The sequence below is a fragment of the Candidatus Skiveiella danica genome (assembly GCF_022705245.1).
Taxonomy (GTDB): domain Bacteria; phylum Pseudomonadota; class Gammaproteobacteria; order Burkholderiales; family Burkholderiaceae_C; genus Skiveiella; species Skiveiella danica.
In genome coordinates this window covers 17,306-39,583 of record NZ_JAKJEW010000035.1, presented here as the reverse complement: position 1 = coordinate 39,583, position 22,278 = coordinate 17,306, and the positions used below count along the sequence as shown (strand labels likewise).

The 22,278-nt window shown below is 65.7% G+C and carries 22 protein-coding genes; 13 read left to right on the top strand and 9 right to left on the bottom strand.

Annotation, left to right across the window (positions count from 1 at the left end; all coding sequences use genetic code 11):
* Window positions 1-224 precede the first annotated feature (224 nt).
* From ACMUOY_RS16915 to ACMUOY_RS16905, 3 genes are all read right to left on the bottom strand, one after another.
* On the bottom strand, window positions 225-902 hold the full coding sequence (locus ACMUOY_RS16915) for an RloB family protein (protein WP_413893907.1): 678 nt from the start codon (window positions 900-902) through the stop codon (window positions 225-227).
* A complete protein-coding gene (locus ACMUOY_RS16910) occupies window positions 892-2,289 on the bottom strand; it encodes an AAA family ATPase (protein WP_413893906.1) in 1,398 nt (465 codons plus the stop codon). The genes ACMUOY_RS16915 and ACMUOY_RS16910 overlap by 11 nt, the downstream gene beginning before the upstream one ends.
* 241 nt (window positions 2,290-2,530) lie before the next feature.
* Window positions 2,531-4,675 (bottom strand): transglutaminase family protein, encoded by a 2,145-nt coding sequence (locus tag ACMUOY_RS16905; protein ID WP_413893905.1) that lies wholly within the window; start codon window positions 4,673-4,675, stop codon window positions 2,531-2,533.
* A gap of 194 nt (window positions 4,676-4,869) precedes the next feature.
* Between ACMUOY_RS16905 and ACMUOY_RS16900 the strand changes: the two genes are divergently transcribed.
* Complete coding sequence (locus ACMUOY_RS16900; protein WP_413893904.1) at window positions 4,870-5,298, top strand: gamma-glutamylcyclotransferase family protein; 429 nt, start codon at window positions 4,870-4,872, stop codon at window positions 5,296-5,298.
* Window positions 5,299-5,431: 133 nt separating this feature from the next.
* Here the strand turns inward: ACMUOY_RS16900 and ACMUOY_RS16895 are convergent, their stop codons facing one another.
* Genes ACMUOY_RS16895 through ACMUOY_RS16880 form a run of 4 tightly spaced genes read right to left on the bottom strand, consistent with a single transcriptional unit; the run spans window position 5,432 to window position 9,487 of the window.
* Window positions 5,432-6,097: a DUF2894 domain-containing protein gene (locus ACMUOY_RS16895; RefSeq protein ID WP_413893910.1), complete on the bottom strand. Its 666-nt coding sequence runs from the start codon at window positions 6,095-6,097 to the stop codon at window positions 5,432-5,434.
* 5 nt (window positions 6,098-6,102) lie between these two features.
* The gene (locus ACMUOY_RS16890) at window positions 6,103-6,750 is read right to left on the bottom strand and encodes an OmpA family protein (protein ID WP_413893903.1); all 648 of its coding nucleotides are present in this window, start codon (window positions 6,748-6,750) and stop codon (window positions 6,103-6,105) included.
* The gene (locus ACMUOY_RS16885; protein ID WP_413893902.1) at window positions 6,747-8,732 is read right to left on the bottom strand and encodes a DUF802 domain-containing protein; all 1,986 of its coding nucleotides are present in this window, start codon (window positions 8,730-8,732) and stop codon (window positions 6,747-6,749) included. The genes ACMUOY_RS16890 and ACMUOY_RS16885 overlap by 4 nt, the downstream gene beginning before the upstream one ends.
* Window positions 8,729-9,487 (bottom strand): DUF3348 domain-containing protein, encoded by a 759-nt coding sequence (locus ACMUOY_RS16880; RefSeq protein ID WP_413893901.1) that lies wholly within the window; start codon window positions 9,485-9,487, stop codon window positions 8,729-8,731. Before ACMUOY_RS16880 ends, ACMUOY_RS16885 begins: the two co-directional genes overlap by 4 nt.
* A 421-nt stretch (window positions 9,488-9,908) precedes the next feature.
* Here ACMUOY_RS16880 and ACMUOY_RS16875 point away from each other — a divergent pair, with 421 nt between their 5' ends.
* On the top strand, window positions 9,909-10,403 hold the full coding sequence (locus ACMUOY_RS16875) for a hypothetical protein (protein ID WP_413893900.1): 495 nt from the start codon (window positions 9,909-9,911) through the stop codon (window positions 10,401-10,403).
* A 264-nt stretch (window positions 10,404-10,667) separates the two neighbouring features.
* Here the strand turns inward: ACMUOY_RS16875 and ACMUOY_RS16870 are convergent, their stop codons facing one another.
* Together ACMUOY_RS16870 and ACMUOY_RS16865 are read right to left on the bottom strand one after the other, a co-directional pair.
* Window positions 10,668-11,780: an NADPH:quinone oxidoreductase family protein gene (locus tag ACMUOY_RS16870; RefSeq protein WP_413893899.1), complete on the bottom strand. Its 1,113-nt coding sequence runs from the start codon at window positions 11,778-11,780 to the stop codon at window positions 10,668-10,670.
* A gap of 182 nt (window positions 11,781-11,962) precedes the next feature.
* A complete protein-coding gene (locus ACMUOY_RS16865; RefSeq protein WP_413893898.1) occupies window positions 11,963-13,333 on the bottom strand; it encodes an FAD-dependent oxidoreductase in 1,371 nt (456 codons plus the stop codon).
* A 129-nt stretch (window positions 13,334-13,462) separates the two neighbouring features.
* Between ACMUOY_RS16865 and maiA the strand changes: the two genes are divergently transcribed.
* The 11 genes from maiA to ACMUOY_RS16810 all read left to right on the top strand — a co-directional run bounded on the left by maiA (window position 13,463) and on the right by ACMUOY_RS16810 (window position 22,258).
* Complete coding sequence (gene maiA / locus ACMUOY_RS16860) at window positions 13,463-14,131, top strand: maleylacetoacetate isomerase (protein WP_413893897.1); 669 nt, start codon at window positions 13,463-13,465, stop codon at window positions 14,129-14,131.
* 116 nt (window positions 14,132-14,247) lie between these two features.
* Window positions 14,248-15,063, top strand: coding sequence for a peptidoglycan editing factor PgeF (gene pgeF, locus ACMUOY_RS16855; RefSeq protein ID WP_413893896.1), 816 nt, complete (start codon window positions 14,248-14,250; stop codon window positions 15,061-15,063).
* Window positions 15,064-15,285: 222 nt separating this feature from the next.
* Window positions 15,286-15,870: a heme ABC exporter ATP-binding protein CcmA gene (gene ccmA, locus ACMUOY_RS16850; protein WP_413893895.1), complete on the top strand. Its 585-nt coding sequence runs from the start codon at window positions 15,286-15,288 to the stop codon at window positions 15,868-15,870.
* A gap of 76 nt (window positions 15,871-15,946) precedes the next feature.
* Window positions 15,947-16,600, top strand: a complete 654-nt coding sequence (ccmB, locus tag ACMUOY_RS16845) for a heme exporter protein CcmB (protein WP_413893909.1) — start codon at window positions 15,947-15,949, stop codon at window positions 16,598-16,600.
* Between the two features lie 28 nt (window positions 16,601-16,628).
* Window positions 16,629-17,387, top strand: a complete 759-nt coding sequence (gene ccmC, locus ACMUOY_RS16840) for a heme ABC transporter permease CcmC (protein ID WP_413893894.1) — start codon at window positions 16,629-16,631, stop codon at window positions 17,385-17,387.
* Window positions 17,384-17,554 (top strand): heme exporter protein CcmD, encoded by a 171-nt coding sequence (ccmD, locus tag ACMUOY_RS16835; protein WP_413893893.1) that lies wholly within the window; start codon window positions 17,384-17,386, stop codon window positions 17,552-17,554. Before ccmC ends, ccmD begins: the two co-directional genes overlap by 4 nt.
* Window positions 17,555-18,016 carry a cytochrome c maturation protein CcmE gene (ccmE, locus tag ACMUOY_RS16830; RefSeq protein WP_413893892.1) on the top strand — a complete coding sequence of 154 codons (462 nt, stop codon included), beginning with the start codon at window positions 17,555-17,557 and terminating at the stop codon, window positions 18,014-18,016. It abuts the gene before it with no gap.
* Window positions 18,013-19,995 carry a heme lyase CcmF/NrfE family subunit gene (locus tag ACMUOY_RS16825; protein ID WP_413893891.1) on the top strand — a complete coding sequence of 661 codons (1,983 nt, stop codon included), beginning with the start codon at window positions 18,013-18,015 and terminating at the stop codon, window positions 19,993-19,995. The genes ccmE and ACMUOY_RS16825 overlap by 4 nt, the downstream gene beginning before the upstream one ends.
* Window positions 19,992-20,522 (top strand): DsbE family thiol:disulfide interchange protein, encoded by a 531-nt coding sequence (locus ACMUOY_RS16820; RefSeq protein ID WP_413893890.1) that lies wholly within the window; start codon window positions 19,992-19,994, stop codon window positions 20,520-20,522. Before ACMUOY_RS16825 ends, ACMUOY_RS16820 begins: the two co-directional genes overlap by 4 nt.
* Window positions 20,515-21,000: a cytochrome c-type biogenesis protein CcmH gene (locus ACMUOY_RS16815; RefSeq protein WP_413893889.1), complete on the top strand. Its 486-nt coding sequence runs from the start codon at window positions 20,515-20,517 to the stop codon at window positions 20,998-21,000. The genes ACMUOY_RS16820 and ACMUOY_RS16815 overlap by 8 nt, the downstream gene beginning before the upstream one ends.
* The gene (locus ACMUOY_RS16810; RefSeq protein ID WP_413893888.1) at window positions 20,993-22,258 is read left to right on the top strand and encodes a tetratricopeptide repeat protein; all 1,266 of its coding nucleotides are present in this window, start codon (window positions 20,993-20,995) and stop codon (window positions 22,256-22,258) included. The genes ACMUOY_RS16815 and ACMUOY_RS16810 overlap by 8 nt, the downstream gene beginning before the upstream one ends.
* The last annotated feature ends 20 nt before the right edge of the window (window positions 22,259-22,278 follow it).

Here is a 22,278-nt window from a genome sequence, read left to right as displayed (position 1 = left end):
AATCCGCTTCAGAAAGCACGCCCTCTCGCCTGACCTCCATCAGAATGTTGCGTGCCACCCGAAACAGAAGAGAACCTCAAAATGGTCTGTTCCCAGGGTGGAATGGTCATGATCTGCTATCGAATTTGTATTGATAGGTACGATCTGGTCACGCCAATTTTGGGGAAATTTGACCTTACCGGATCGAGATTTCATGCCACATTTGATAGCAACCAGCTTAGCGGTTATGTTGCAGCAAGTGCAAGAATCGCCTTCACCAGCACATCAACATCTGTTGCCGGGTTGATGCTGCCAGTAGCTGCCCCATGTTTGCGTAGGAGCTCCGCATGGGTGAGCGCATCGCTCAACTTTGATTTCAATTGACCATAAATTCCCTTTTGACCTTTTCCGTATTTGGTGAACCCCGGCTTGGCTTTCAAGGCGGAAACGACTTGGTCACCCACTGACTTTTTACCAGCAGGATGAAACGGTTGATCGGAATAGCCAAAATGTAGCAGCAACCAAATCTCAAAACACGGCGTCGACGTGATCGCCACAAACGGTTTTCCTTCGGCACTCAAATCCTTGGTGCGCTGCACGGCGGCAACGAATGTGGTGTGCCTGTCCCTGTCAAATACGCAGTACACCGTGTCATAGGCATCGCCAGCGGCTGCGTCCTCTGTATACAGCGCAACAGCATGCGCCACCACGCGATCTGGTGATACTCCGTCATTGGGCGCTATGCGTACCATCTGCGGACGAACGCCCCGGTCATCCAGTAAATCACGGAAGTAATGAGGCTCCGTCTTCGTTCCTTCGCAGACGATCAGGTAACGCTTGTTGCGCGCACGCTCGCGTACTTGCCGTTGCAGCGCAGCACCAGCGCGAGCCTTCCGTTTGTGAAAGAGGTCTTCAGACCCCATAGAAGTCCAAATCCTTCAGGAAAGGAATGCCGCCGTAGCGACCATTCAGGTAGCCGCGCTCTATGGCCTCGTTTTCGCGCGGACTGAAGTCAGACAATGGGTATAGGCGAGTTGCACTCCTATCATCTTTTTCCATAAACCACACTTGGTCGCGCCGAAGCAGCTTTTGGCTCAGCAAGGTGGTGTCATGTGTCGTAAAAATCAGCTGTGCCTTGGTACCCTCGTGGTGCAACCGCTTCACCAAATGGTGCACCAGCAATGGGTGCAAACTTGTATCCAGTTCGTCCACCACTAACACACGCTCGTTTTCGATCACGTCCAGCCATGGGCCGGTAATAGCAAACAGCGCACGGGTGCCGTCAGACTCTTCTGACTCGTCAAATTCCACCGTTTCTGCTGTGTTCACGTCTTTGTGGAAGAAACGCGGTTTCACCAACTTTCGTCCCGCCATGTCTTTCAATAACTCATCTCGAATGGCAGGTGGCATTTCCGTAGGCAAAGAGTCTGCCGAAAACACGGTTTCTTCCAGTTGGATATCTGCAATGGACAAGTCTGCCGAATTCATGAACGCAACCACCCTCTGGCGATCTTCGTCGTTGCCGCAGCGCTTCAAGGTGTAGCCGGGGCTGAAACCACGCACAGAGTCAACCACCCGCAAACGCAATTTGAACCAGTCAAAGGCGGGCTTGAGTTGCTCATTATTCAATTGAATTGCCGTGGAAAAGAACAAGGCATTCGGGCGGGTTTGTTCCTTCCAAAGTCCGTGACGTGTCTTGCCCCCCAAGAACGAAGTGCTGAATTTGTAAGCATCTTTGCCCGCTTCAGCATCAAACACCCGGTGAAACCACTTTTGTGCCCGTCCCAATGGGTAGGCAATCAGCCACTCCTCGGTAAACCGCTCGCGACTGCAGCAAAAGCCGTATTCGTAGCGAATACCCTGCTCCACAAAGGTCACTTCAAATTCACTGTCTGCCGCACGTGACGCTGCTGTCAGCTTGAAAGGCACCACATCAATGGCATCCCCGGCTTGGCTTTCTTTTTGGGAGTTGAGTACCTGGCTCTTCACAAAACGTAGCGCCTGAATCAAAGTGCTTTTGCCCGATGCATTGGGGCCATACACCACAGTGGAGCGCAGCAAGCGGGGCACGCTGTCGTCCTGGTCAGGGATGAAGGTGTTAAGCGATTCCAGCTCACTGTAAGCGGAGGCGGCCATATTGAGCGTCTGGCGCTCCATGATGGATCGGAAATTGGTGACCGAAAACTCGATAAGCATGGCCCAATCGTACACCTTCATGCCATTTATTGCGAAAAAAGCGCAAAAATACTTGTTAGATTCAATTTGCTGCACTGCGTAAACACCCACTGCTCTTAAAAAATTCAACCGCATACGAACAAGGATGTTAGGAGTTGAGTTGCCAAAACGCCCCTCGCGCCCTGATGTTGCAGCCGCAGAGCCACATGATGACTTCGCGCAAAGCCCGCAAGGGTCATGGAAGTGCCACTTGGGAGCATAAGAGGCCATATCCCGTTATGGAATAGTCACTATCCGCTATCAAATTGAAACTGATGGATGCGTGCCGAGCACGGGTCCAACACGCGGTAAGTAGTGCCCCCAGCCCTCAAACCGTTCAACGGTACCGTCGATCCAGGCTATACGCCGTTAGCCCCGGGCTTGCTAGCCTTACCTCGGAGCCTGATTCGTCAGCGGGCGCCTGCTCGGCCCGCTCCCTCGCCACCACCGCAATCCGCCCAGCCCGCCGTTCCCCCGCCTCCTGCAGATCCGCCGGCAACCCAGCATAGGCCTCGCCATCGGGCCGCCATTCGTGCAGCGTGACGGTGTACTGCACGCCGTGGTCGGCATGGCCCAGGGTCAGCGTCAACGGGGCCTGGCTGCCCAGCACGGGATGCAGGCCCGAGCGGGGCGCAAAGCTGGCATAGCGCACGCCGAAGACCTTGAGATCGCCCCGGCTGTCGCGTTCTGGGCGCAGCGGCAGGGTGACGCCGTCCACGGAAAGCGCCCAGTCCTGCCAGTGGCCGGTATCCAGCGTGCCCGCTGAGTCGGTTGATGGTGGCCGCCATCGGATTTCAATTCGGGTCGTGCTGGCGTCGACGAAGCGGGAGCTTCCGCTTTGCTCGGGGCTGGCGGCGTCGCCCACCAGCGGCCAGAACTCCAGGCCGCGCCACAGTTCCAGCGTGCCAAAGGGCAAGTCCACCTGGCCCAGAAAGCGGAACGCATCGTGGCGCAGCACGGCCTGGATGGGCGCCTCCAGGCCGAGCCCGGCCGCGTCCAGCTCGGCGAGCACGGTGTCCATATCGGCCTGCAAGTAGAACGGCAAGGCAAACCGGTCGTGCAGCTCGCGCCCCCAGTCGATCAGCGGCAGCGCGTAGGGGCGCGTGGCCAGCAGGGCGATCACGGCGCGCAGCAGGCAGGCGATGGCCGTGGCGCGCTGGGGCGTGTGCTGCATGCGCAGGCCGCGAAATTCGACCAGGCCCAGGCGTCCACGGCCGGGCAGGTAAGGGTTCCAGAGCTTTTCGATGTTGATCTCGGCGCGGTGGCTGTTGCCCACCGCATCGCACAGGAACGAGGCCAGGCTTCTCCACAGCAGTTCAGGCTCCGCGACCGTTTTGCGCTCCAGCAGCGCCAGGGCCAGCACGAGATCGTCGAAGGCGCCGGTGCCGCGCTCGTCCGCTCGGACGGACTGGCCGCTGCCGCCGACAAAGTCGTGCGCAAAGCGGTAGCTCAGCGCCGGGTGGCGGTTGAAAAAGCGCACCAGCCGGGGCAGCAATTGCAGGTTGCTGACGAACGGGCTGGCCTCAGGCGTCGGGCCGCCAAAGGTCAGCTGGCCGGCGCCCCCCGAATCGGCCACCTGCCCGTTGAAATACAGGCGGTAGGGCGACAGCCCGTGCGCCGCTGCAGCGGCATAGACCTGCTGGCTGCGCCAGAGGAATTCGGCGCAGTTGCGGCTGGGGGCCGAGTTGATTTCGATCACCGCGGGGTCCGGCGTCACGGTGGTGAGCTCCAGCGTGGCGTCCACGGGCGGGGTGGCGCCGGTCCACACCAGTGCCGGCAGGCCACAGGCCCGTGCGGCGTGTTCGATGCAGGGCAGGGCGGCGAGGAAGCGGTCAACGTGGGCGATTTCGGGCAGCTCGATGGCGACGCAGGCGGAATGGTCGGCATTCGGTTCGGCCTCGTCCTCGTAGGTTCGCAGGACAAACTGCAGCGGTTCGGCGTCTGCGTCCGCGGTGGCGGTGACTGTCCAGGCTGGGGCATCGTCTGCGCCTGCCTTGTCTGCGCCTTCTTGGTCGGCGTCTCCTTTGTCTGCGTCTCTTTCCGGGGCGCCGGCAGTGCATTCCGTGGCCCAGTGCTGGCTGGCGAATGCCTCTGACAGGGCGCTGGCAAAGGCGGCGATGTCCGGGGGCCCGGCGGGACCCGGTTCGGCGGCCAGGAGCGGGTCCGGCGGGCCGCTCCACAGTGGCTCGCCGTCGCGCCGCCGCAGCAGGCCCAGGTTCCAGCGCGGCAGCTTTTCACCGGGATAGAGCCGGCCGACGCTGCGCAACACCAGCGCGCCCGGCATCAGCCGGCTCAGGGTGCCGAGCAGCGCCCGTGCACGAAGTTCCTTGTCGTCGCCCAGGGCGGCGTGCAGCCAGGCCGGCGTCTGGGCCTCGCGGTCGGTAAACGTGGGCTCGGACCCCACCCAGATGGGCAGGCCGAGCTCGGCGACCTGCGCATCATGGCGATGCACGGCCGATTCGAATGCGTCGTCTGTCTCCATTCGCCCTTGATTCCAAAATGCCGACGGCAGTCTCGCTTGACTGAAATCAAGTTCCAGCAGCGATTGCCGGCGTGATCCCGATGCGTGGGCGCATGCAAGGAACGCGCCATTCGTTCGCCGTGGCGCAGCGGCCGCGGGGCTGGTGCAACCACGAACCTATCGGAACCTATCGATCACCACGTACAGTGCACCCCATGCCCACCCTCGTCTTCGTCTTCGGCACCCTCAAGCAGGGCTTTCCGAATGCCGCCACCAACCGTGGCGCCCGATGGCCCGGCAACTTCCGCACCGAGGCCGCGTTTCCGCTGTTCCTGGTGGGCGAACGGCACGTGCCCTGGCTGCTGAATGCGCCCGGCACGGGCCTGCCGGTCATCGGCGAGGTCTATGCGGTGGACGAGGCCACGCTGCGCGACATGGACGCGCTGGAGCGTGTCGGCCACCCGGACGGCTATGTGCGCCAGGGGATCACAGTCGTGCCGGCAGGCGTTGAACCGGGAACCCCGTTTCGCGTGCAGGCCTACCTGAAGCCCGCCAACACCCTGGCGCCGCAGGACATCCGCCTGGGCCCGCTGGCGGAATACACGCTGGCGCACGCCGCCTTGTACCGCCGCCGGGAGCCGTGATCTTTTCGACCGGCTCCAGCCGCTTCGGGGCCGCGTCAAGGCGGTTCAGGGGCGAAAATCAGGAAAAAATAGCCACTTCCCAGCGTGAAGTGGACATGAGCTGCTATGAAAATTGCAGTCCATGGCCGGTGACTCAGGGCTTTTTCACCCGGCTGCGCCGTGCCGGTTTGGGCTTGACCGGGGCAATCGTCTGGCTGGCCTGCTCCAGCCATTGCAGGATTTCCATCTGGGAGAGGAAGCGGCGCAGGTAGTCCGGCGACAGGTCGCGCAGCAGGCTGAGCGTGCGCAGCACCAGCATGTGTGAATTGAGCGGGCCGGCGTTGGTGGGGCCGCGCTCGACGGCTTCGGCGACCCGGTCTTCCGCGGCGATGCGCGACCAGGCTTCGCGGAAACGGCGCACGCTGGGCAGTTCCCTGTGAGCATCGGCGTCGTTGGCGAAGCCGTGACCGGACGGCTTGTCCAGCCCAAGACCTTGCAGCGGCCCGTCGCCCTCCTGCCTCAGGCCCTCGATGTACCGATTCAGCGCGGCCAGCGGCGCGGCGGGGCGGGGCGCTTCGCCGTCGCTTGCGGCCGGTTGTGGTTTGCCGAGGCGTTGCTCCAGTTCCGTCAACGGGGTGTCGAGCGTGTTCTCCAGCACGCGCTGCACGGCTTCAGGGGCGGTGGCGATGCGCTGCGACAGCACGTCCAGATAGTGCAGGCGCACAGGATCGATGCGCTGGGCGGCCTTGCGCAGGGCGTCCAGGCGGGCCTGGTGCGGCGGGCGCGCATGCTCCTGTGGGGGCGCGTCGAGCAAGTCCATGGCACTCAAGGGGCGAGTTTCGCCGGCGTGGAACGGGCCACGGGCGCCATCTCCACGCGCCGGTTCTTTGTGCGGCCGGGTTCATCGGTGTTGGCGGCCACCGGCTGCTCGGCGCCAAAGGCCGCCGCGAAAACGCGCGCGGAGGGCATGCCTTCCTCGATGAGGGCGCGGGTCACGGTCAGCGCTCGCTGGGCTGAAAGCTCCAGGTTGTCCTCGAAGCGACGGTTGCCCTCCGAAATCGGCTTGTTGTCCGTGAATCCGCTGACCATCAGCATCTCGTCGCGCTCGCCCAGGTACACCTGCAACGGGGGCACCAGGCTTTTCAGCAGCTGCCGGCCGTCGGGGCGCAACTGGTCGGAGTTCACCGCAAACAGCACGCTGCCGCTGATGCCGATGCGCCCGTTGGCCAGCGTCACGCGGCCCGAGGCCAGCGGAATGGCCAGGGCTTTCTCCAGCGCCATGCGGCGTTGTTCTTCCTGGCGGCGCTTGGCCATTTCCGATTCGAGGCTGGCCACAAGGTCCATCTGCACCACCAGCACGCCGACCAGGATCAGCACAAAGGCTCCCAGCAGGCCCGACATCAGGTCGCCGAAGACGGCCCAGACCGGCGCGGTCTGTTCCATGCCGTCGCCGGCTTCGTTCAGGTCGATCATCCGGCGACCTCATCAGCCAGGGCCGGCTGCTGCTTGTGGAGCCGCCGCAGGTCCTCGATCACGCCTTGCTGCGAGCTGATGCTGAGGTCGATCACCTCGCGGGCCTGCGCCACGTAGTAGGCGAGCTGCTCGTCGCTGCGCTCCATCGAGCGGCCCAGCGTGTCTTCGATGCGCTGCAGGCTGGTCATGAGCTTCTCGTTGCTGGCGCTGAAGAGCGTCACGCCGTGGTGGAACGACTCGCCCAGGGCCGACAGGTCCACCGCGCTGCCCGCCACCTGCGCGGCCACCGCTTCGGCGCGGACCGCCTGCACGCCGAGGGTGTCGGCAAACTGCTGGCTGGCCTGGTCCATCACGGTGGCCGCGGACGTGGCCAGCGCTTCGATGGCGGTGCGCTGGTCGCCCGCCGAGCGCTGCAGGGCCTGCAGCAGCGTGTTGACCTGCTCCATCACGGCGGTGCGTTCCTGCAGTGCCAGGGTGTCGCGCTGGGTGATGTGGCTCAGCTCGGCGCGCAGCTGGGTGATCACGCCGGCTGCGGCCTGCGGCACCTCGGCAGCGGTCTGCATGAGGCGCGTCATGGGCGCTTCCAGCGCGGTGCCCAGCGTGGTGAGGTGCGTCGCCAGCGCCGCCTGCAACTCGCCCAGGCGCTGCACGGCCGCGTCGCCGCGCGCGGCCTCGTCCTGGCGCAGTGCGCCGAGTTCGCTGCGCAGCAGGCCGGCCAGCTGCTCCAGGCGCTCGCCGTGCTGCCGGGTCCACTGCGCCTCGGCATCGATGCGGGCGCTGACCAGTGCCTCGGACTGCGCCACCAGCCGGTTCATGTCGGCCAGGCTCTGGCTGGCCTGGCGGCTCGCGGTCTCAGTGACCGAGGCCAACAGGGCGCCAGCGCGCTGATCGAAGCCTTGCGTGAACGCGGTCAGGGCACGCTCCAGCACCTGGGCCTGGTGCTCGCTGGTGCGGGCATGGGTCTGCAGGGCGGTGGTCCAGGTTTCCGACACGGTGGCCGCGGTGGCGCTGAAGGCTGTGCTCAGGCCGTTCAGCTGCGTCTGCGCCGCGTCGCTGACCCGCTCGTGCAGGCGTTTTGATTCCTGCGCGATCTCGGCCATCGCGGTGACGACCACGGGCTTGATACTCTCGCCGGCAAGGCGCGCGCTGGCCGTCAGGGCGTCGTTCAGCGATCGGCCCACGGAGTCGGCCAGGCCGGCGTAGACCGTGGTCACTTCGCGGTGGAACTGCGCCTGGCTGCCCAGCAGCTGTTCGTTCAGCTGCTGGTTGCGACGCTCCATGCCCTCCATCAGGGCCTGCAGGCCGCTGACCACTTCGGGCAAGGCGGTGGCCTGCACCTGCAGGGCTTTGAAGGTTTCCTGGCGCTGGTGCACCAGCGAGAACGGGCGCAACACGGTGGCGATGCGGCTGTCGAGCAGCCGCCCCACGTCGACGCGTTCGCGCCGGCTCAGGGCTGACATCAGGCCCAGCATGGCGGACGCCGCCACACCGGCCACCGAGGTGCCGAACGACAGGCCCAGCCCCTTGATGGGGGCGGCCAGCGCGGAGCGGATGGCCTGCAGGTCGGTGGAGCCTTCCAGCGCGAAGACCGCGCCCTTGAAGGTCACGACCATGCCCAGAAAGGTGCCCAGCATGCCGAGCATCACGAGCAAGCCCACTAGATAGGGCGTCAGCGCCGGGCCGGGCAGGGCGGTGCGCTCGCCTTCGATGCGCTGGCGCACGGCGGGTTGCAGCGAGGGGTGCACGCCCGCCAGCCAGTCGGACAGGTCCGTCAGGGGCTGCGGGAGCCCCTCCAGCGCTGTCGCCAGCGAAGCGGTGGCAACGCGGTAGCGGTGCAGCTCGAAGGCCCCCAGACCGTAGACGCCGGCAATCACCGCCGTCATCAGCAGGGCCAGCGGGCTGGCACCCACGAATCCGATGCCGACCCAGACCACCGCGGCCAGGCCCAGCGCGAATATGCCTGTGAAAAAAATCCTGTTCATGGGTGTTTCCCAACCTCGTTGTTCAATGCTTCCATCATTCCCGTCACCGGCTGCAGCCGGACCTCCAGCTCTGCCAGCAGCGCCGCTTCCATGTCCCTGGCAAAGCTGTGCAACCACCCGCCCGGTTGCCGCCAGCAGGCCGGGTCGTCCGTCGGCTGGGTCGCATCCTGTGCCTGCCGATGCGCGGCGCGCCGATTCTCGAATTGCCGCTCCAGCACCACTGGCACTGTGGCCATCAGCCCTTGTTCCCGTGATCCCAGCATCTGTTCCAGCACGGCGTCGAACGCGGCCAGTTGCCCGAGCCGGGGAGACACCTTCGCGAGCGTCTGCCGGACGTCGCCACGCAGGGCCTCGATCCGCAGCGCCATCTGGCGTTGCAGGTCCAGGTAGCGCTGCTGATGCGGGGCGAAACCGGCATCCGCCTCGCCGGAGGCGTCAGGCACGGGTGGCGGGTTGCGGTCGCGCGGATTCGGAGTGGGCGTTGTCGTCCTGGCCGAGATGATTGCGATCAGGCCCGCCCGCACCCGCGGGAACCGCACCTGCAGGTCCCGGGTAGCGGACCTGTTCGCAGCCGATGGCTTCAACGGCACCGCCGAATGGGTGGACTGGTGGGCCGCGTGCAGCGTGATGGAGCCGGAAACATCCACCCACTGGCTCAGCCGTTCGGCGAAGTCCTGGCGCGAGGCGGGCGCTTCCATGGGGAGCCAATCGCTGAGCATGCGAACGAGTGACGAACGGCTGAAGTCCTTGTGCAAAAGAAATCCTCGGATGGATGGGGTGCCTTCGCCCTTCGGGAGAAGGGCGGGGCGATGTCGACCGGGACGGGGCATCCACCGGGGATGGTGTCCGTTACGGGAACGACCTGGGGCAGCCGCAGACGTGTCCGCGTGACCGGCCCGTCAATCGCTCCGCCGCACCGGTCAGTCGCGTGGCGCCTCGCCAGCCTGTGGGTCCGATGGCGTTGCCGCGCGGGGATCGGGTGCATTGGCAGGCCGCAATTAGAACCGATCCGCGAGGCCGCTCAACGCCGCCGGCCGTTGGGCCAACCGGCTGGCGGCCATCGCGGTCCTTGGCGAGGGGCTCGGGTCGTCTGCGGCGTGCTGGATGCGAGCCGGATAATGGCGCTTTTCAGGGCGAGCGGTCGTTGGCTGAGTGTCGATCTGCCCCGAATGAACTGTGAATAATCCGCCCCTGCTTCTTGCCGCCGGTCTTGTCACGCTTGCCCTTGCGGGCGGGCTGACGCAACTGGTGTTCATCGGCCTGCTGGGGATGTTGCTTTTCCCCGGCGGCGTTCTGCTGGTCGGCCTGGCGCTGCGCGCCGGCCGTGAAAGTGGCGAATCCCCGGGGTCCAGCCTGGCCAGTGCCGGTGCGGTCTGGGGCGGCGCCCTGCTGGTGGCGGCTTCAGCGTTTCAAGGCGGCAGCCTGGCCTTTTCCGTGGTGATTCACCGGGTGCATCCCGGTGCGATCGCGCCGCCCGCGTCGGCTTCAGCCTGGTTTGCCGGGGTGTTGATGGCGCTGGCGGGCGCGGCCCTGCTGTCGGCGGGCCTGCGGCGCTATCCGGGGTTTTCGCCCGACCATGGCCCGCGCTGGTTCGCGGCGGCCGCCAGCGTATTCCCGGTTTCAGCGGCGATCTTCCTGTTGCTGGCGCCGAGGCTTCCTATCACGGCCTAGCTTGCGGCCCCAGGATGTTCGCGCGCTCTCTAGCATCCCGAGTTTTCTTGACACCGCTGCGGCCATGGAATCCGGCTGATCCGTCTGCCGGTGAAACTCGACGTCCGCACCGCATGCGTCGCAGCTACTGCCCGCGATGGCAGCCGAGCGGCGATTTGGCCGTTTGCTGACGTTTTCTCATCAGAAATGGCCAAAACCCAGCGTGGAATGGTCGCTAGCCGCTATCGAATCAGGACTTATTCCTACGCCGGCTGACCGCGCGGCTCAGGGATGCAGCACGCAGCCGCCGACCACCTCGCCCTGCCACTTGGCCCGCATCGCATCCTTGAAGTCCGTCAACGGGTAGGTGCGCGACACATGGGGCTTGAGGCGGCCTTCGTTCACCCATTGCATGATGCGCGCCAGCCGGGGCGCTCGCAGCGAGGGATCGTTGACGGTGGCGATGACCATGGGGGCGCCGAGCACGTCCAGGCCTTTCATCATGATCAGGTTGGTGGGCAGCTGGTTGGCGTTGGGGGCGCCGCGCTGGCCGCGCCCGTTGGCCACGCCGGGCGTGGAGGCCCAGCCGACGATCAGGAAGCGGGCGCCGAAGGCCACGCAGCGCAGGCTCTCCAGCGAGACCTCGCCGCCGACGCCGTCGTACACCAGGTCCACGCCCCGACCGCCGGTGAGCGCCTTGACGTCGGTTCTGAAGGGCCGCACGCCGGGGCTGCCGTCGGGGTGGGTGATATTGACGACGTGGTCGGCGCCCTGCGCCTGGACGAAGGCGAGTTTGGCATCGGACCGGCCCGCTGCGATCACCGTGGCGCCCATCAGTTTGGCGATGTGCACGGCAGCCAGCCCGGTGGAGCCGGTGGCGCCGAGGATCAGCACGGTCTCGCCGGCTTTCAGCCGCCCGCGCACCACCAGGCAGTGGTAGGCCGTCTCGTAGTTGCCCAGCAGGCAGCAGGCTTCGTCGAACGAGAGCTTGTCGGGCAGCCGGATCGCGGCGGTATCCGGCACCACCGCGTACGAAGCAAAGCCGCCCTGCGACTGGTAGGCGCCGCCCGAGCGCGGGCCGACCTGCAGGCCGTCCACCAGCACCCGGTCGCCCGCCTTGACCTGCGCCGGGTCCACCGCCGTACCGGTGGCCAGCACCACGCCGGCGTATTCCATCCCGGGGGTGTAGGGCGGCTGGGGCATGTGCTGGTACTGGCCGCTGGTCATCAGCAGATCGACCCAGCCCACGGCGGCGCTGTGGATGCCGATGAGGACTTCGTGGGGCTCCAGGCTCGCCGCGGCCGGCCGCTCCATGGGCTGGAGCGACAGGTGGTGTTCCATGGCGTCCATGGGGTTGTCGGCGAATGTGCTGACGACGACTTTGTGGCCCTGGGTCATGTGCAATCCTGTGGCTGATGTGCCGCCCGGGCCGCCGTGGCCGGGTCCAGCCCGCTTTATAGCCGGTGGGGTCGCGCCCAGCACCGTTTCGAGTCTGTTTCAGGCATCAGAAGACCGCGATCCCAGCGCAGAATGGCCACGGGAAGCTATTGGTTTTGAAGTGGTGGCCGGATGCCAACTCGTCACCCCAGCCAGGCCCCGCCCGCTTCCAGCCTCACCTGCAAGACGCTGACGTCCAGGTCGCGCACCCGCATTCCGGCCTGCTGCGCCAGCGCGGCGGCCGTGCCGGCCGCCTGGCCCATGACGAAGCAGGCCCCTGAGACGCGCGCGGCGGACTGTCCCAGGTGCGTCATCGAGGCGCAGCGGCCGGCCACGAGCAGGTTGTCCACGCCTTGCGGCAGCAGCATGCGGTAAGGGAGCTGGTTGTAGCCGCGGCCTGTGGGGTCGTGCGGCCAGCGGAACACCACGGTGCCGGCGGCGTGCTCCTCGATGGGCCAGCCGTTCACGCCGATGCTGTCGTCGAAGGTGGCGCAATTCAGCACATCGTCGCCGGTGAGCTGGTATTCCCCGATCAGCCGGCGCGTCTCGCGGATGCCGACCTGCGGCGCGATCTCCAGCAGGTAGGCGTTCTCGAAGCCGGGTGCGGATTCACGCAGGAAGCGGAAGAAGTCGACGATCTGGCGCCGGCCCTCGACCTCGGCCGCGCTGAGTTGCAGGGCGTTGGTGCCGTCCACCGGGCCGCCGTCGGCGTTGGCGAGCTGGGTGACGTTGGCGCGCCACTCGGCCGGGTTCTTCTGCGGGCGGATGATGGGCGCCTTGCGGGCAAACTTGCGGCCTTTGGCCTCGGCCTCTTCCATCAGGCGGCTGAAGTGGTTCCAGGCGTCGCCGGCGCGCACCGGGTCCACGCCGTGCACGCGGAACATGGTGGACGGGTACATCATGTCCTCGCCCGCGCCATCGGGGCCTTTGCCTTTTTCGAACGGGGCACCGGCGTGCGCGGCCAGGTCGCCGTCGCCCGAGCAGTCGATGAAGGTTTTCGCAAGCACCGCCGCGCGGCCGGAGCGGGTTTCGATCAGCAGCGCACCGATCTCGCTGGCGGAATTCATCACCACGCCGACTGCCTGCGCGTGGAACAGCAGTTGTGCGCCGCTGGCCAGCACCAGTTCGTCCGCCGCCACCTTGAACGCGGCGTTGTCGTAGGCCTGCGCGGCGATCCTGCCGCCGAACAGCAGGTGCGGCTCGTTGAGTCCGTTCAAGGCGCGCATGCGGTCCAGCAGATCGTCGGCCAGGCCGTGCACCACCTGGCGGATTTCGCCATGCACATTGGCATGCAGGCCGCAGAAGTTGGTCACGCCGGCCGCTGTGCCCATGCCGCCGAGGAAGCCGTAGCGTTCGATCAGCAGGGTGGATCGGCCGGCTCTGGCCGCCGCCGCGGCCGCAGTGATGCCCGCGGGGCCACCGCCTAGCACCACGACGTCGAACGCGCCGAAAACGGGCGTCTGGCGGCTGGGTTCGGTGAGGGTCTGGGGTGATGGCAGGGGCTGGATAGACATCAAGGCTTTCCTTTCGGCGGCCCGGCGATCGGCGTCGCTGGCCTGGGTGGATTGTCAGGCCGTCGGGCGCGGCTGCCGGGTTCGGGTTTATCCTCGCAAGCTGCGAAGATCCTGCTCAAAGGCCCCACCATGAAGCTCTACAACTACTTCCGCTCGTCTGCCTCGTTTCGTGTGCGCATCGCGCTCAACCTGAAAGGGCTGGCCTACGAATACCTGCCGGTGCACCTGGCCAAAGGCGATCACAGGAAAGACGCCTACACCGCCATCTCCGCCGACCAGCTGGTGCCGATGCTCGAACTCGACGACGGCACGCGCCTGTCGCAATCGATGGCCATCATCGAATACCTGGACGAAACCCAGACCGGCGCGGCGCTGTTGCCGAACGATGCGCTGGGCCGGACCCGGGTGCGGGCGCTGGCGCAGTCGATTGCCTGCGAAATCCACCCGCTGAACAACCTGCGGGTGTTGAAGTACCTGAGCAAGGACCTCGGCGTGAGCGAAGACGTGAAGAACACCTGGTACCGCCACTGGGTGCGCGACGGCCTGGAGTCGTTTGAGCGGCAGTTGGCCGCCATCGAGGCCCAGCGCCAGGCGGTGGGGTTGCCGGCGTCTGTCTACTGTTATGGCGATGCGCCCACGCTGGCCGACTGCTGCCTGGTGCCGCAGATCTTCAACGGCAAGCGCTTCGACGTGAACTTCGACGGCCTGCCGCGCACGATGGCCGCGTTCGACGCCTGCATGAAGCTCGACGCCTTCCAGAAGGCCCAGCCATCGGCCTGCCCCGACTTCGAAGCCTGACACGGGTCCGCATTCAAACGCATGACCGCGTTGCTTCGCCTCGCCCTGCTACCGCACTGTCCTCGGCTTTGCGCCTTGTCCTGCGTTCGAAAACAAACCCGCGGGGGCGGCACCCGATGAGTCTGCCTGCGGAATGGATCGTTCCGCAGTGGCCGGCGCCGGCCACCGTGCGCGCGGTGTGCACCACCCGCGCCGGCGGGGTCTCGGTGGCGCCGTTTGACAGCCTGAACCTGGGCGATCATGTGGGGGACGATCCGGCGGCCGTCGCCACGAACCGGTTGGAGCTGCAGCAGGCGATTGCCGCGCACCCGGTGTTTCTGCAACAGGTGCACGGCACCGCAGTGGCGAGCCTGGACGCCGGCACCGTCGACGCGACGATCGCAGACGCCGGTGTGACGGCCACGCCGGGCGTCGCCTGCACCATCATGGTGGCCGACTGCCTGCCGGTGCTGCTGACCAACCGCCAGGGCACCCGGGTGGGCGCGGCCCACGCCGGCTGGCGGGGGCTGGCCGGGGAGGGGGGACGAGGCGTTCTGGAGACTTTTTTTCAATCTTTTTGGCACGATCCCATCGTCGAATGGTCGCATGCAGCTACAAAAAAGAGAGCGGATGACACGCTGGCCTGGTTGGGGCCGTGCATCGGTCCTGACGCCTTTGAGGTCGGCGCCGAGGTGCGCGAGGCCTTCTGCAAAGCCGATCGCGGCGCGGAAGGCTTTTTCAGGGCCATCGGCGGGGGCAAGTACCTGGCCGACCTCCCGGGGCTTGCGCGCCACCGGCTGCTGAAGTTGGGTGTCACGGCCATCTACGGCAATGACGGCAGCGGCGACTGGTGCACCGTCGGCAACCCACATCGGTATTTCTCGCACCGGCGCGATGCCGTCACGCGCGGAGGCAGCGGGCGGCTGGCGGCCTGCGTGTGGCGCAAACCCTGATTCGCTGCGACCGGCAACTTGATGTGAATCAAGTTATTTCCTTTGCGATCGGGGGAATGGGCGGGCCCCCGCTAAAATGCACCGGGTCTGTGCGGACTCGGGTCTGGGCAGGCGCCAGCGGCTGGTGCGGTTCGATCCGGCCGGTCATAAGCCTGAGTCCTTCCATCCATCCTCGTAGGAATTCGTCCTATTTCTGCTTCCGCATCCCTGGTTGCGTTGAATGTGTCCTGCCGACGTGGCGAGGAGTGGCTGTTTCGCGACTTCAGTTTTTCGATCCAGCCCGGCGAACTGGTCTGGCTGCGCGGGCAGAACGGCAGCGGCAAGACCAGCCTGCTGCGCATTGCGGCGGGCTTGTCCCGCCCGGAGGCCGGGTCGATCACCGTCAGTGGCGGACGCCCCGGTGCCTACATCGGCCATGCCAACGCACTCAAGGACGACCTCACGGTGACCGAGTCTCTGACGTTTCTGGCGCGGCTGCATGGTCTGGACTGCCCGTCGCAGCGCATCAACGCAGCCCTTCGCACGCTGGCGATCCACCATCGCCGCCATGCGTTCGTGCGAACCCTGTCGCAGGGGCAGCGACGCCGGGTGGCGCTGGCGCGGCTGGCGCTGGAGAGCGAGCCTTCGGTCTGGATTCTCGATGAGCCTTTCGACGCGCTGGACACGCAAGGCATCGAAGCGGTCAACCAGTTATTGGCGGCTCACCTCGCCCGCGGCGGCAGTGTGCTCCTGACCTCGCATCTGGCGCTGAGCCTGCCGGAAACCCCGGTCACGGAGCTGGAATTCCCGGTGGGAGCGCCCGCATGAGCCGCCGGGTCGCTCACAAGGCGAATGCCGCCACTGTGCGCAAGAAGGAGCTTGCCCGGTGAGCGGCGGCGTGTTCATGTTGGTGGCGGCGCGTGACCTGCGATTGGCAGGTCGGCGCCGCTTCGAAGCCTTGTTGCCGGTGGTCTTTTTCATCGTGGCGGCCAGCCTGTTTCCGCTGGGCGTGGGGCCGGAACCCCAGGTGCTGCGGCAGATTGCGCCGGGCGTGGTCTGGGTCTGTGCCTTGCTGGCGGCGATGCTGTCGCTGAACACGCTGTTTGCGAGCGATCACCAGGACGGATCACTGGAGCAGATGCTGCTGTCGCAGCATTCGACCATCATGGTTGCCGCGGGTAAGGCGCTGGCCCATTGGTTGCTCACCGGCTTGCCCCTGATCCTGGCCGCGCCGGTGCTGGGCGTGTTGTTCGACATGCGTGCGTCGTCGATCCTGACGATGGAGGCGGGCCTGGTTCTCGGCACGCCGGTGCTCAGCCTGCTGGGCAGTATCGGCGCGGCGCTGACGCTGGGGTTGCGCAGTGGGGGCGTGCTGATCCTGTTGCTGGTGCTGCCCCTGTGCATACCGGTCCTGATCTTCGGGGCCGGTGCGGTCGGGAGCGTGGATGTCGGGCTCTCTGCGGCCGGGCACCTGTCGCTGCTGGGAGCGTTGCTGCTGCTCGCGCTGGTGGCAGCGCCGCCGGCCGCTGCGGCGGCGCTGCGTATTTCGATGTCATGATGCAACCCATTTCTTCTGCGGGCCTCGAATGAGTCGTTCCATCCGTCTGTTCACCTTTGCCGCGCCGTCGCGGTTCTTTGCCCTGAGCGGCTTTCTGCTGCCTTGGCTGTGGCTGGCCGCGATCGGCTTTGCGCTGGCCGGCCTGTACATGGGCTTTTTCGTCGCGCCGACCGATGCGACCCAGGGTGATTCGTACAGGATCATCTTCGTGCACGTGCCTGCGGCTTGGATGTCGATGGTGCTGTATCTCGTGATGGCCGGCTGGGCCGTCTTCGGCTGGGCAGCCAATGCCCGGCTGGCCTCGATGGTGGCGCGCGCGCTGGCGCCCACCGGCGCCATGTTCACTTTTCTGGCGCTGTGGACCGGCGCACTGTGGGGCAAGCCCACCTGGGGCACCTGGTGGGTCTGGGATGCCCGGCTGACGTCGGAACTAATCCTGTTGTTCCTGTATCTGGGATACATGGCCTTGGTGGAATCGATTGATGATGTGCGCCGTGCGGATCATGCCGGCGCCTTGCTGGCGCTGATTGGCGCGATCAACGTGCCGATCATCTATTTCTCGGTGAAATGGTGGAACACGCTGCACCAGGGTGCGACGATCAGCATGACGGCCGCGCCGAAGATGGCGGCGACCATGCTCAACGCGATGCTGCTCATGACGATTGCGTTCTGGGCCTATTCGTTTGCCGTGGTCTTCATGCGCACCCGCGCGATCGTGCTGGAGCGCGAACGGCAGGCGCAGTGGGTGATCGACCTGGCGGCGCGGGAAGCAAAGGAAGTGAAATGAACTGGGGCAGTCTGTCCGAATTTCTGGCCATGGGGGGTTATGGCCTGTATGTCTGGGGTTCTTATGGGGTGGTGCTGGTGTTGATGGTGGCGGAGCCGCTGCTGGCGCGCCACCGGTATCGCCAGGCACTGGGCCAGGTGGGCCAGTCAATTGAACAGGGAGATTGAATGAAGACCCGTCACAAACGACTCGCCATCGCGGCCGGTGTGCTGTGCGCCATCGCGGCCGCGGCGGCACTGGTCATGAACGCGTTCCAGAGCAATCTGGTGTTTTTCTTCTCGCCATCGCAGGTGGCGGCCAAGGAAGCGCCCACCGGGCGGACCTTCCGCCTGGGCGGCCTGGTGGAAGCGGGCAGCGTCAAGCGCGACGGGGTGGTCGTCAACTTTGTCGTGACCGACACCGCGAAAACGGTTCCGGTGCGTTACCAGGGCATTCTGCCGGACCTGTTCAAGGAAGGCAAAGGCGTCGTGGCTCAAGGTCAGATGAACGGGGGGGTTTTCGAGGCGCGCGAGGTGCTGGCCAAACACGATGAGAACTACATGCCGCCCGAGGCGGCCGAAGCCGTGAAACGGGCGACCGACGTCAATGGCAAGGTCGGCGCTTCGGTGGTGATGGAGGGCAAGAAATGATTCCTGAAATCGGGCATTTCCTGCTCTGGCTGGCGCTCGGCGTCAGCATCGTGATGGGCACTTTCCCATTGGTTGGCGCGGCGCGGGGCAACCAGGCATGGATGGCGATCGTGCGGCCCTGTGCCTATCTGTTGCTGGCGCTGGTGATGCTGGCCTATGTGTGTCTTGCGACGGCGTTTGTCCAAAACGATTTCTCGGTCCACAACGTGGCGATGAACTCGAATTCAGCGCTTCCCCTGGCCTATCGCATCGCCGCATCCTGGGGCAGCCATGAGGGATCCATGCTGCTGTGGCTGCTCATGCTCGCGGGTTGGACGGGCGCGGTGGCCCGTTTCAGCAAGGGCATGCCGCTGCCCATGGTGGCGCGCGTTCTGGCCGTCATGGGGCTGGTCAGTCTGGGTTTTCTGCTGTTCCTGCTGCTGACCTCCAATCCGTTCGATCGCCTGTTTCCGGCGGCGGCTGACGGCCGGGATCTGAACCCGCTGTTGCAGGACCCCGGCATGGTGTTTCATCCGCCGCTGCTTTACATGGGCTACGTGGGCTTCTCGGTGGCTTACGCCTTTGCGATTGCGGCCTTGATCGGCGGCAACCTCGACACGACGTGGGCGCGCTGGACGCGCCCCTGGACCACGGCGGCGTGGGCTTTTCTGACCATCGGCATCGCGCTGGGCAGCTGGTGGGCCTATTACGAGCTGGGCTGGGGCGGCTGGTGGTTCTGGGACCCGGTGGAGAATGCCTCGTTCATGCCCTGGCTGGTCGGCACCGCGCTGATCCATTCACTGGCGGTCACTGAAAAGCGCGGCAGCTTCAAGTCCTGGACCGTGCTGCTGGCCATTCTGGCGTTTTCGCTTTCGCTGCTGGGGACCTTCCTGGTGCGCTCGGGCGTCTTGTCGTCCGTGCATGCCTTTGCGACCGATCCGCGACGGGGTCTGTTCATTCTGGCCTTCCTGGTCGTGGCGGTGGGTGCTTCGCTGACGCTTTACGCCTGGCGCGCACCCAAGGTGGGACTCGGTGCCCGTTTCGCGCTGGTGTCACGGGAAACGGCCTTGCTGGGCAACAACGTGCTGCTGGTGGTGGCCACCGGCGCGGTTCTACTGGGCACTTTGTATCCGTTGCTGCTGGACGCTCTCGGGATGGGGAAGATCTCGGTCGGCCCGCCTTACTTCGACGCCGTGTTCATGCCGCTGATGGCCCCCACCATCTTTCTGATGGGCATCGGGCCGCTGGCGCGCTGGAAAGAGGCGAGCTTGCCCGACCTCGCGCGGCGCCTGCGCTGGGCCGCGGGCGTCAGTGTGGTGGTTGCGGTCGCCACAGGCTGGCTGGCAGGTCGCATCTCATTTGCCGCGACCGTTGGCCTCTTCATGGCCTTCTGGATCGTGACCTCCCTGCTGACCGACCTGTTGGAACGCATTCATCCGGCTGGAACCCCGTGGAGCGATGCGCCGCGCAGGGCCCGCCAGCTTCCACGGGCCATGGTCGGCATGATGGTGGCTCACCTGGGCGTGGCGGCGTTCTGCATCGGTGTTTCGATGGTCAAGACCTATGAGGTCGAGCGCGACGTCAAGATGTCCCTGGGCGACAGCACCACGGTCAACGGCTACACCTTTACGTTCCGGGGCACCCGTGAGCTGCCGGGGCCCAACTACATGGCGACCCAGGGCCTGATCGAGGTCACTCACAACGGCAAGCGCTTGCGCGACATGCGTCCTGAAAAGCGGGTGTACCGCGTCCAGAACAACCCGATGACCGAGGCGGCCATTGCAACCGGCTTCACCCGGGATCTCTATGTGTCGCTCGGCGAACCGGTGGGCGGTGGCGATTGGATCGTGCGGGTGTACGTCAAGCCCTTTGTCGACTGGATCTGGGGTGGCTGCCTGATCATGGCGCTGGGGGGCGTGCTCGCGGCGACCGACCGGCGCTACCGCTCGCGCAAGCGGGCGGAGGAGGCCAGTGCGGGTCTGGTGGGAGCGACCGCATGAAGAAACTGAAGTTCCTGCTTCCCCTGGGCATTTTCCTGGCGCTCGCCGCTTTCCTGCTGATTGGCCTCGGGCTGAATCCCCGGGAAGTGCCGTCGCCATTGATCGGCAAGCCAGCCCCGGCCTTCGACCTGCCGCGCCTTGATGACCCCGGACAGCGCGTGCGCCGGGAAGACCTGCTGGGCAAGGTCTGGATGCTCAATGTATGGGCCTCCTGGTGCGCGGCCTGTCGCGACGAACACCCCCTGCTGGTGGAGATGGCGGCCCGCAAGATCGTTCCTATCTACGGCCTAGACTACAAGGACACCCGCGCCGCCGGACAGCAGACACTGGCCCGCTTCGGCGACCCGTATGTGGCGTCCCTGTTCGACGCCGACGGGCGCGTGGGCATCGATTGGGGCGTTTATGGCGTGCCGGAGACCTTCATCATCGACCGTCAAGGCGTGATCCGCATGAAGCACATCGGGCCGCTGACTCCGGACGTGATCCGCGACAAGATCGAACCCCTTGTGAGGCAACTCAATGGCTAGATGGATAGTGATCCTGACCCTGGCGCTGCTCGCCGGATGGACCCAGGCGAAAGAGGCGGCGCCTGCGGCCGAAGATCCGGTGCTCGAGGCCCGCATGCTGCGCATCGCCACCGAGCTGCGCTGCCTGGTATGCCAGAACCAGACCATTGCCGATTCCCATGCCGAACTGGCGGTTGACCTGCGCAACCAGGTCAAGGAGATGCTCAAGCGCGGGGATTCCGACCAGATGATCATCGACTACATGACTGCCCGCTACGGCGATTTTGTGCTGTATCGCCCCCCGCTGAAGGGCACGACTCTGGTGCTCTGGTTCGGGCCGGGGCTGCTTCTGATCGGCGGCTTGTTCACGCTGTTCCTGGTGTTGCGCCGACGCAGCCGGTTGTCGCCCGACCAGTTTGAAGCCGATCCGGATGAAGAGCCCCCTGCTGCGCCATCCGAAACCACACGCAGCACCCTCACGGCCAGCCGACATGACTGACACCATCGCCACGCTCAAACAACAACTGCTGGAGCTCAAGGCGTCCCACGCATCCGGTGCGGTATCGGACGGGCAGTACGAGGCCCAACGCGCAGCACTGGAGAAGAGCCTGCTTGAAAAGGTCATGCAGGACGGCGGCGCCTTTGCCGAGAAGACGGGCGGCGGCAAACGGGGAAAACGGGCCGCCGGCGCGTCGTCCGGCGGCGGGTCGGCAGCGGTTGCCGCGCCGGCGCAGGCACAGGCCAGCGTCAGACCTTCGGGCAAGTTCGTCTCCCTTCTCGTGGCCGGAGTGGTCGTTCTGGCCTGCGCCGGGTACGCGTGGAAGGGCTCTCCGCAGCGCATGGGACAGGGACCGGCGGATGCCGCTGCCTCCGCGGCTGCAGGCGGGCCGGAGCACGCCATCGGCAAGGAAGAGTTCATGGTGATGATCGACAAGCTCGCCAATCGCCTGAAAGAGCAGCCCGACAACGCCGAGGGCTGGGTCATGTTGGGTCGCTCCTACACGGTCGTGGGTCAGCATGCCGATGCGCTGAAGGCGTACGAGCGGGCGGTGGCGTTGCGGCCAACGGATGCGCAGGTCCTCGCTGACTACGCCGATTCGATGGCGGTCAACAACAACATGTCGTTGGCCGGCGAGCCCATGAAGTGGGTTGCGAAGGCGCTCCAGGCCGATCCGAACAACCTGAAGGCGCTGGCGCTGGCCGGTACGGACGCCTTCATGCGCAAGGACTACGCGGGGGCCGTCAAGTACTGGCAGCGTCTGGTCGATGTCGGACCGCCGGACAGCGACTACGTGCGCGAGATTGCGGGCGGCCTGAAGGAAGCCCGCGCGCTCGGCGGCCTCCCGGCTGACGCAAAGACCACGGCACAGACGGCACCGGTATCCGCGAACTCGCAGCCTGCTTTGACCGGGAAAACCGTGAGTGGCGTAGTGAGCCTGGCCCCGGCCCTGGCCAAACAGGCAGCGCCCGACGACACCGTGTTCATTCTGGCCCGTCCAACGGCCGGGCGCGGCATGCCGGTGGCTATTTTGCGCAAGAAGGTCAGTGATCTGCCCATCCAGTTTTCGCTGGATGACAGTTCGTCGATGTCGCCCGCGGCGACGCTGTCGGCCGCCGGAACCGTCGTGATCGAGGCACGGATCAGCAAGAGCGGGAACGCGATGCGCCAGCCTGGCGACCTGGCCGGTCAGTCTGCTTCGGTTCCTGTGGGAAGCTCCGGGCTGAAGATCGAGATTCGCGATGTCGTGACGCCCTGAGCCGGGCCTTTGAAGACAGC

Coding starts and splice junctions, on each gene's coding strand:
- ACMUOY_RS16870 (WP_413893899.1), bottom strand. CDS start 11,780: ATGACCCAGGGCCACAAAGTCGTCGTCAGCACATTCGCCGACAACCCC.
- ccmB (WP_413893909.1), top strand. CDS start 15,947: ATGTTGGTGGCGGCGCGTGACCTGCGATTGGCAGGTCGGCGCCGCTTC.
- ACMUOY_RS16900 (WP_413893904.1), top strand. CDS start 4,870: ATGCCCACCCTCGTCTTCGTCTTCGGCACCCTCAAGCAGGGCTTTCCG.
- maiA (WP_413893897.1), top strand. CDS start 13,463: ATGAAGCTCTACAACTACTTCCGCTCGTCTGCCTCGTTTCGTGTGCGC.
- pgeF (WP_413893896.1), top strand. CDS start 14,248: ATGAGTCTGCCTGCGGAATGGATCGTTCCGCAGTGGCCGGCGCCGGCC.
- ccmC (WP_413893894.1), top strand. CDS start 16,629: ATGAGTCGTTCCATCCGTCTGTTCACCTTTGCCGCGCCGTCGCGGTTC.
- ACMUOY_RS16910 (WP_413893906.1), bottom strand. CDS start 2,289: ATGCGGTTGAATTTTTTAAGAGCAGTGGGTGTTTACGCAGTGCAGCAA.
- ACMUOY_RS16820 (WP_413893890.1), top strand. CDS start 19,992: ATGAAGAAACTGAAGTTCCTGCTTCCCCTGGGCATTTTCCTGGCGCTC.
- ACMUOY_RS16905 (WP_413893905.1), bottom strand. CDS start 4,675: ATGGAGACAGACGACGCATTCGAATCGGCCGTGCATCGCCATGATGCG.
- ccmE (WP_413893892.1), top strand. CDS start 17,555: ATGAAGACCCGTCACAAACGACTCGCCATCGCGGCCGGTGTGCTGTGC.
- ACMUOY_RS16815 (WP_413893889.1), top strand. CDS start 20,515: ATGGCTAGATGGATAGTGATCCTGACCCTGGCGCTGCTCGCCGGATGG.
- ACMUOY_RS16890 (WP_413893903.1), bottom strand. CDS start 6,750: ATGATCGACCTGAACGAAGCCGGCGACGGCATGGAACAGACCGCGCCG.
- ACMUOY_RS16895 (WP_413893910.1), bottom strand. CDS start 6,097: ATGGACTTGCTCGACGCGCCCCCACAGGAGCATGCGCGCCCGCCGCAC.
- ACMUOY_RS16915 (WP_413893907.1), bottom strand. CDS start 902: ATGGGGTCTGAAGACCTCTTTCACAAACGGAAGGCTCGCGCTGGTGCT.
- ACMUOY_RS16825 (WP_413893891.1), top strand. CDS start 18,013: ATGATTCCTGAAATCGGGCATTTCCTGCTCTGGCTGGCGCTCGGCGTC.
- ACMUOY_RS16810 (WP_413893888.1), top strand. CDS start 20,993: ATGACTGACACCATCGCCACGCTCAAACAACAACTGCTGGAGCTCAAG.
- ACMUOY_RS16885 (WP_413893902.1), bottom strand. CDS start 8,732: ATGAACAGGATTTTTTTCACAGGCATATTCGCGCTGGGCCTGGCCGCG.
- ACMUOY_RS16865 (WP_413893898.1), bottom strand. CDS start 13,333: ATGTCTATCCAGCCCCTGCCATCACCCCAGACCCTCACCGAACCCAGC.
- ccmD (WP_413893893.1), top strand. CDS start 17,384: ATGAACTGGGGCAGTCTGTCCGAATTTCTGGCCATGGGGGGTTATGGC.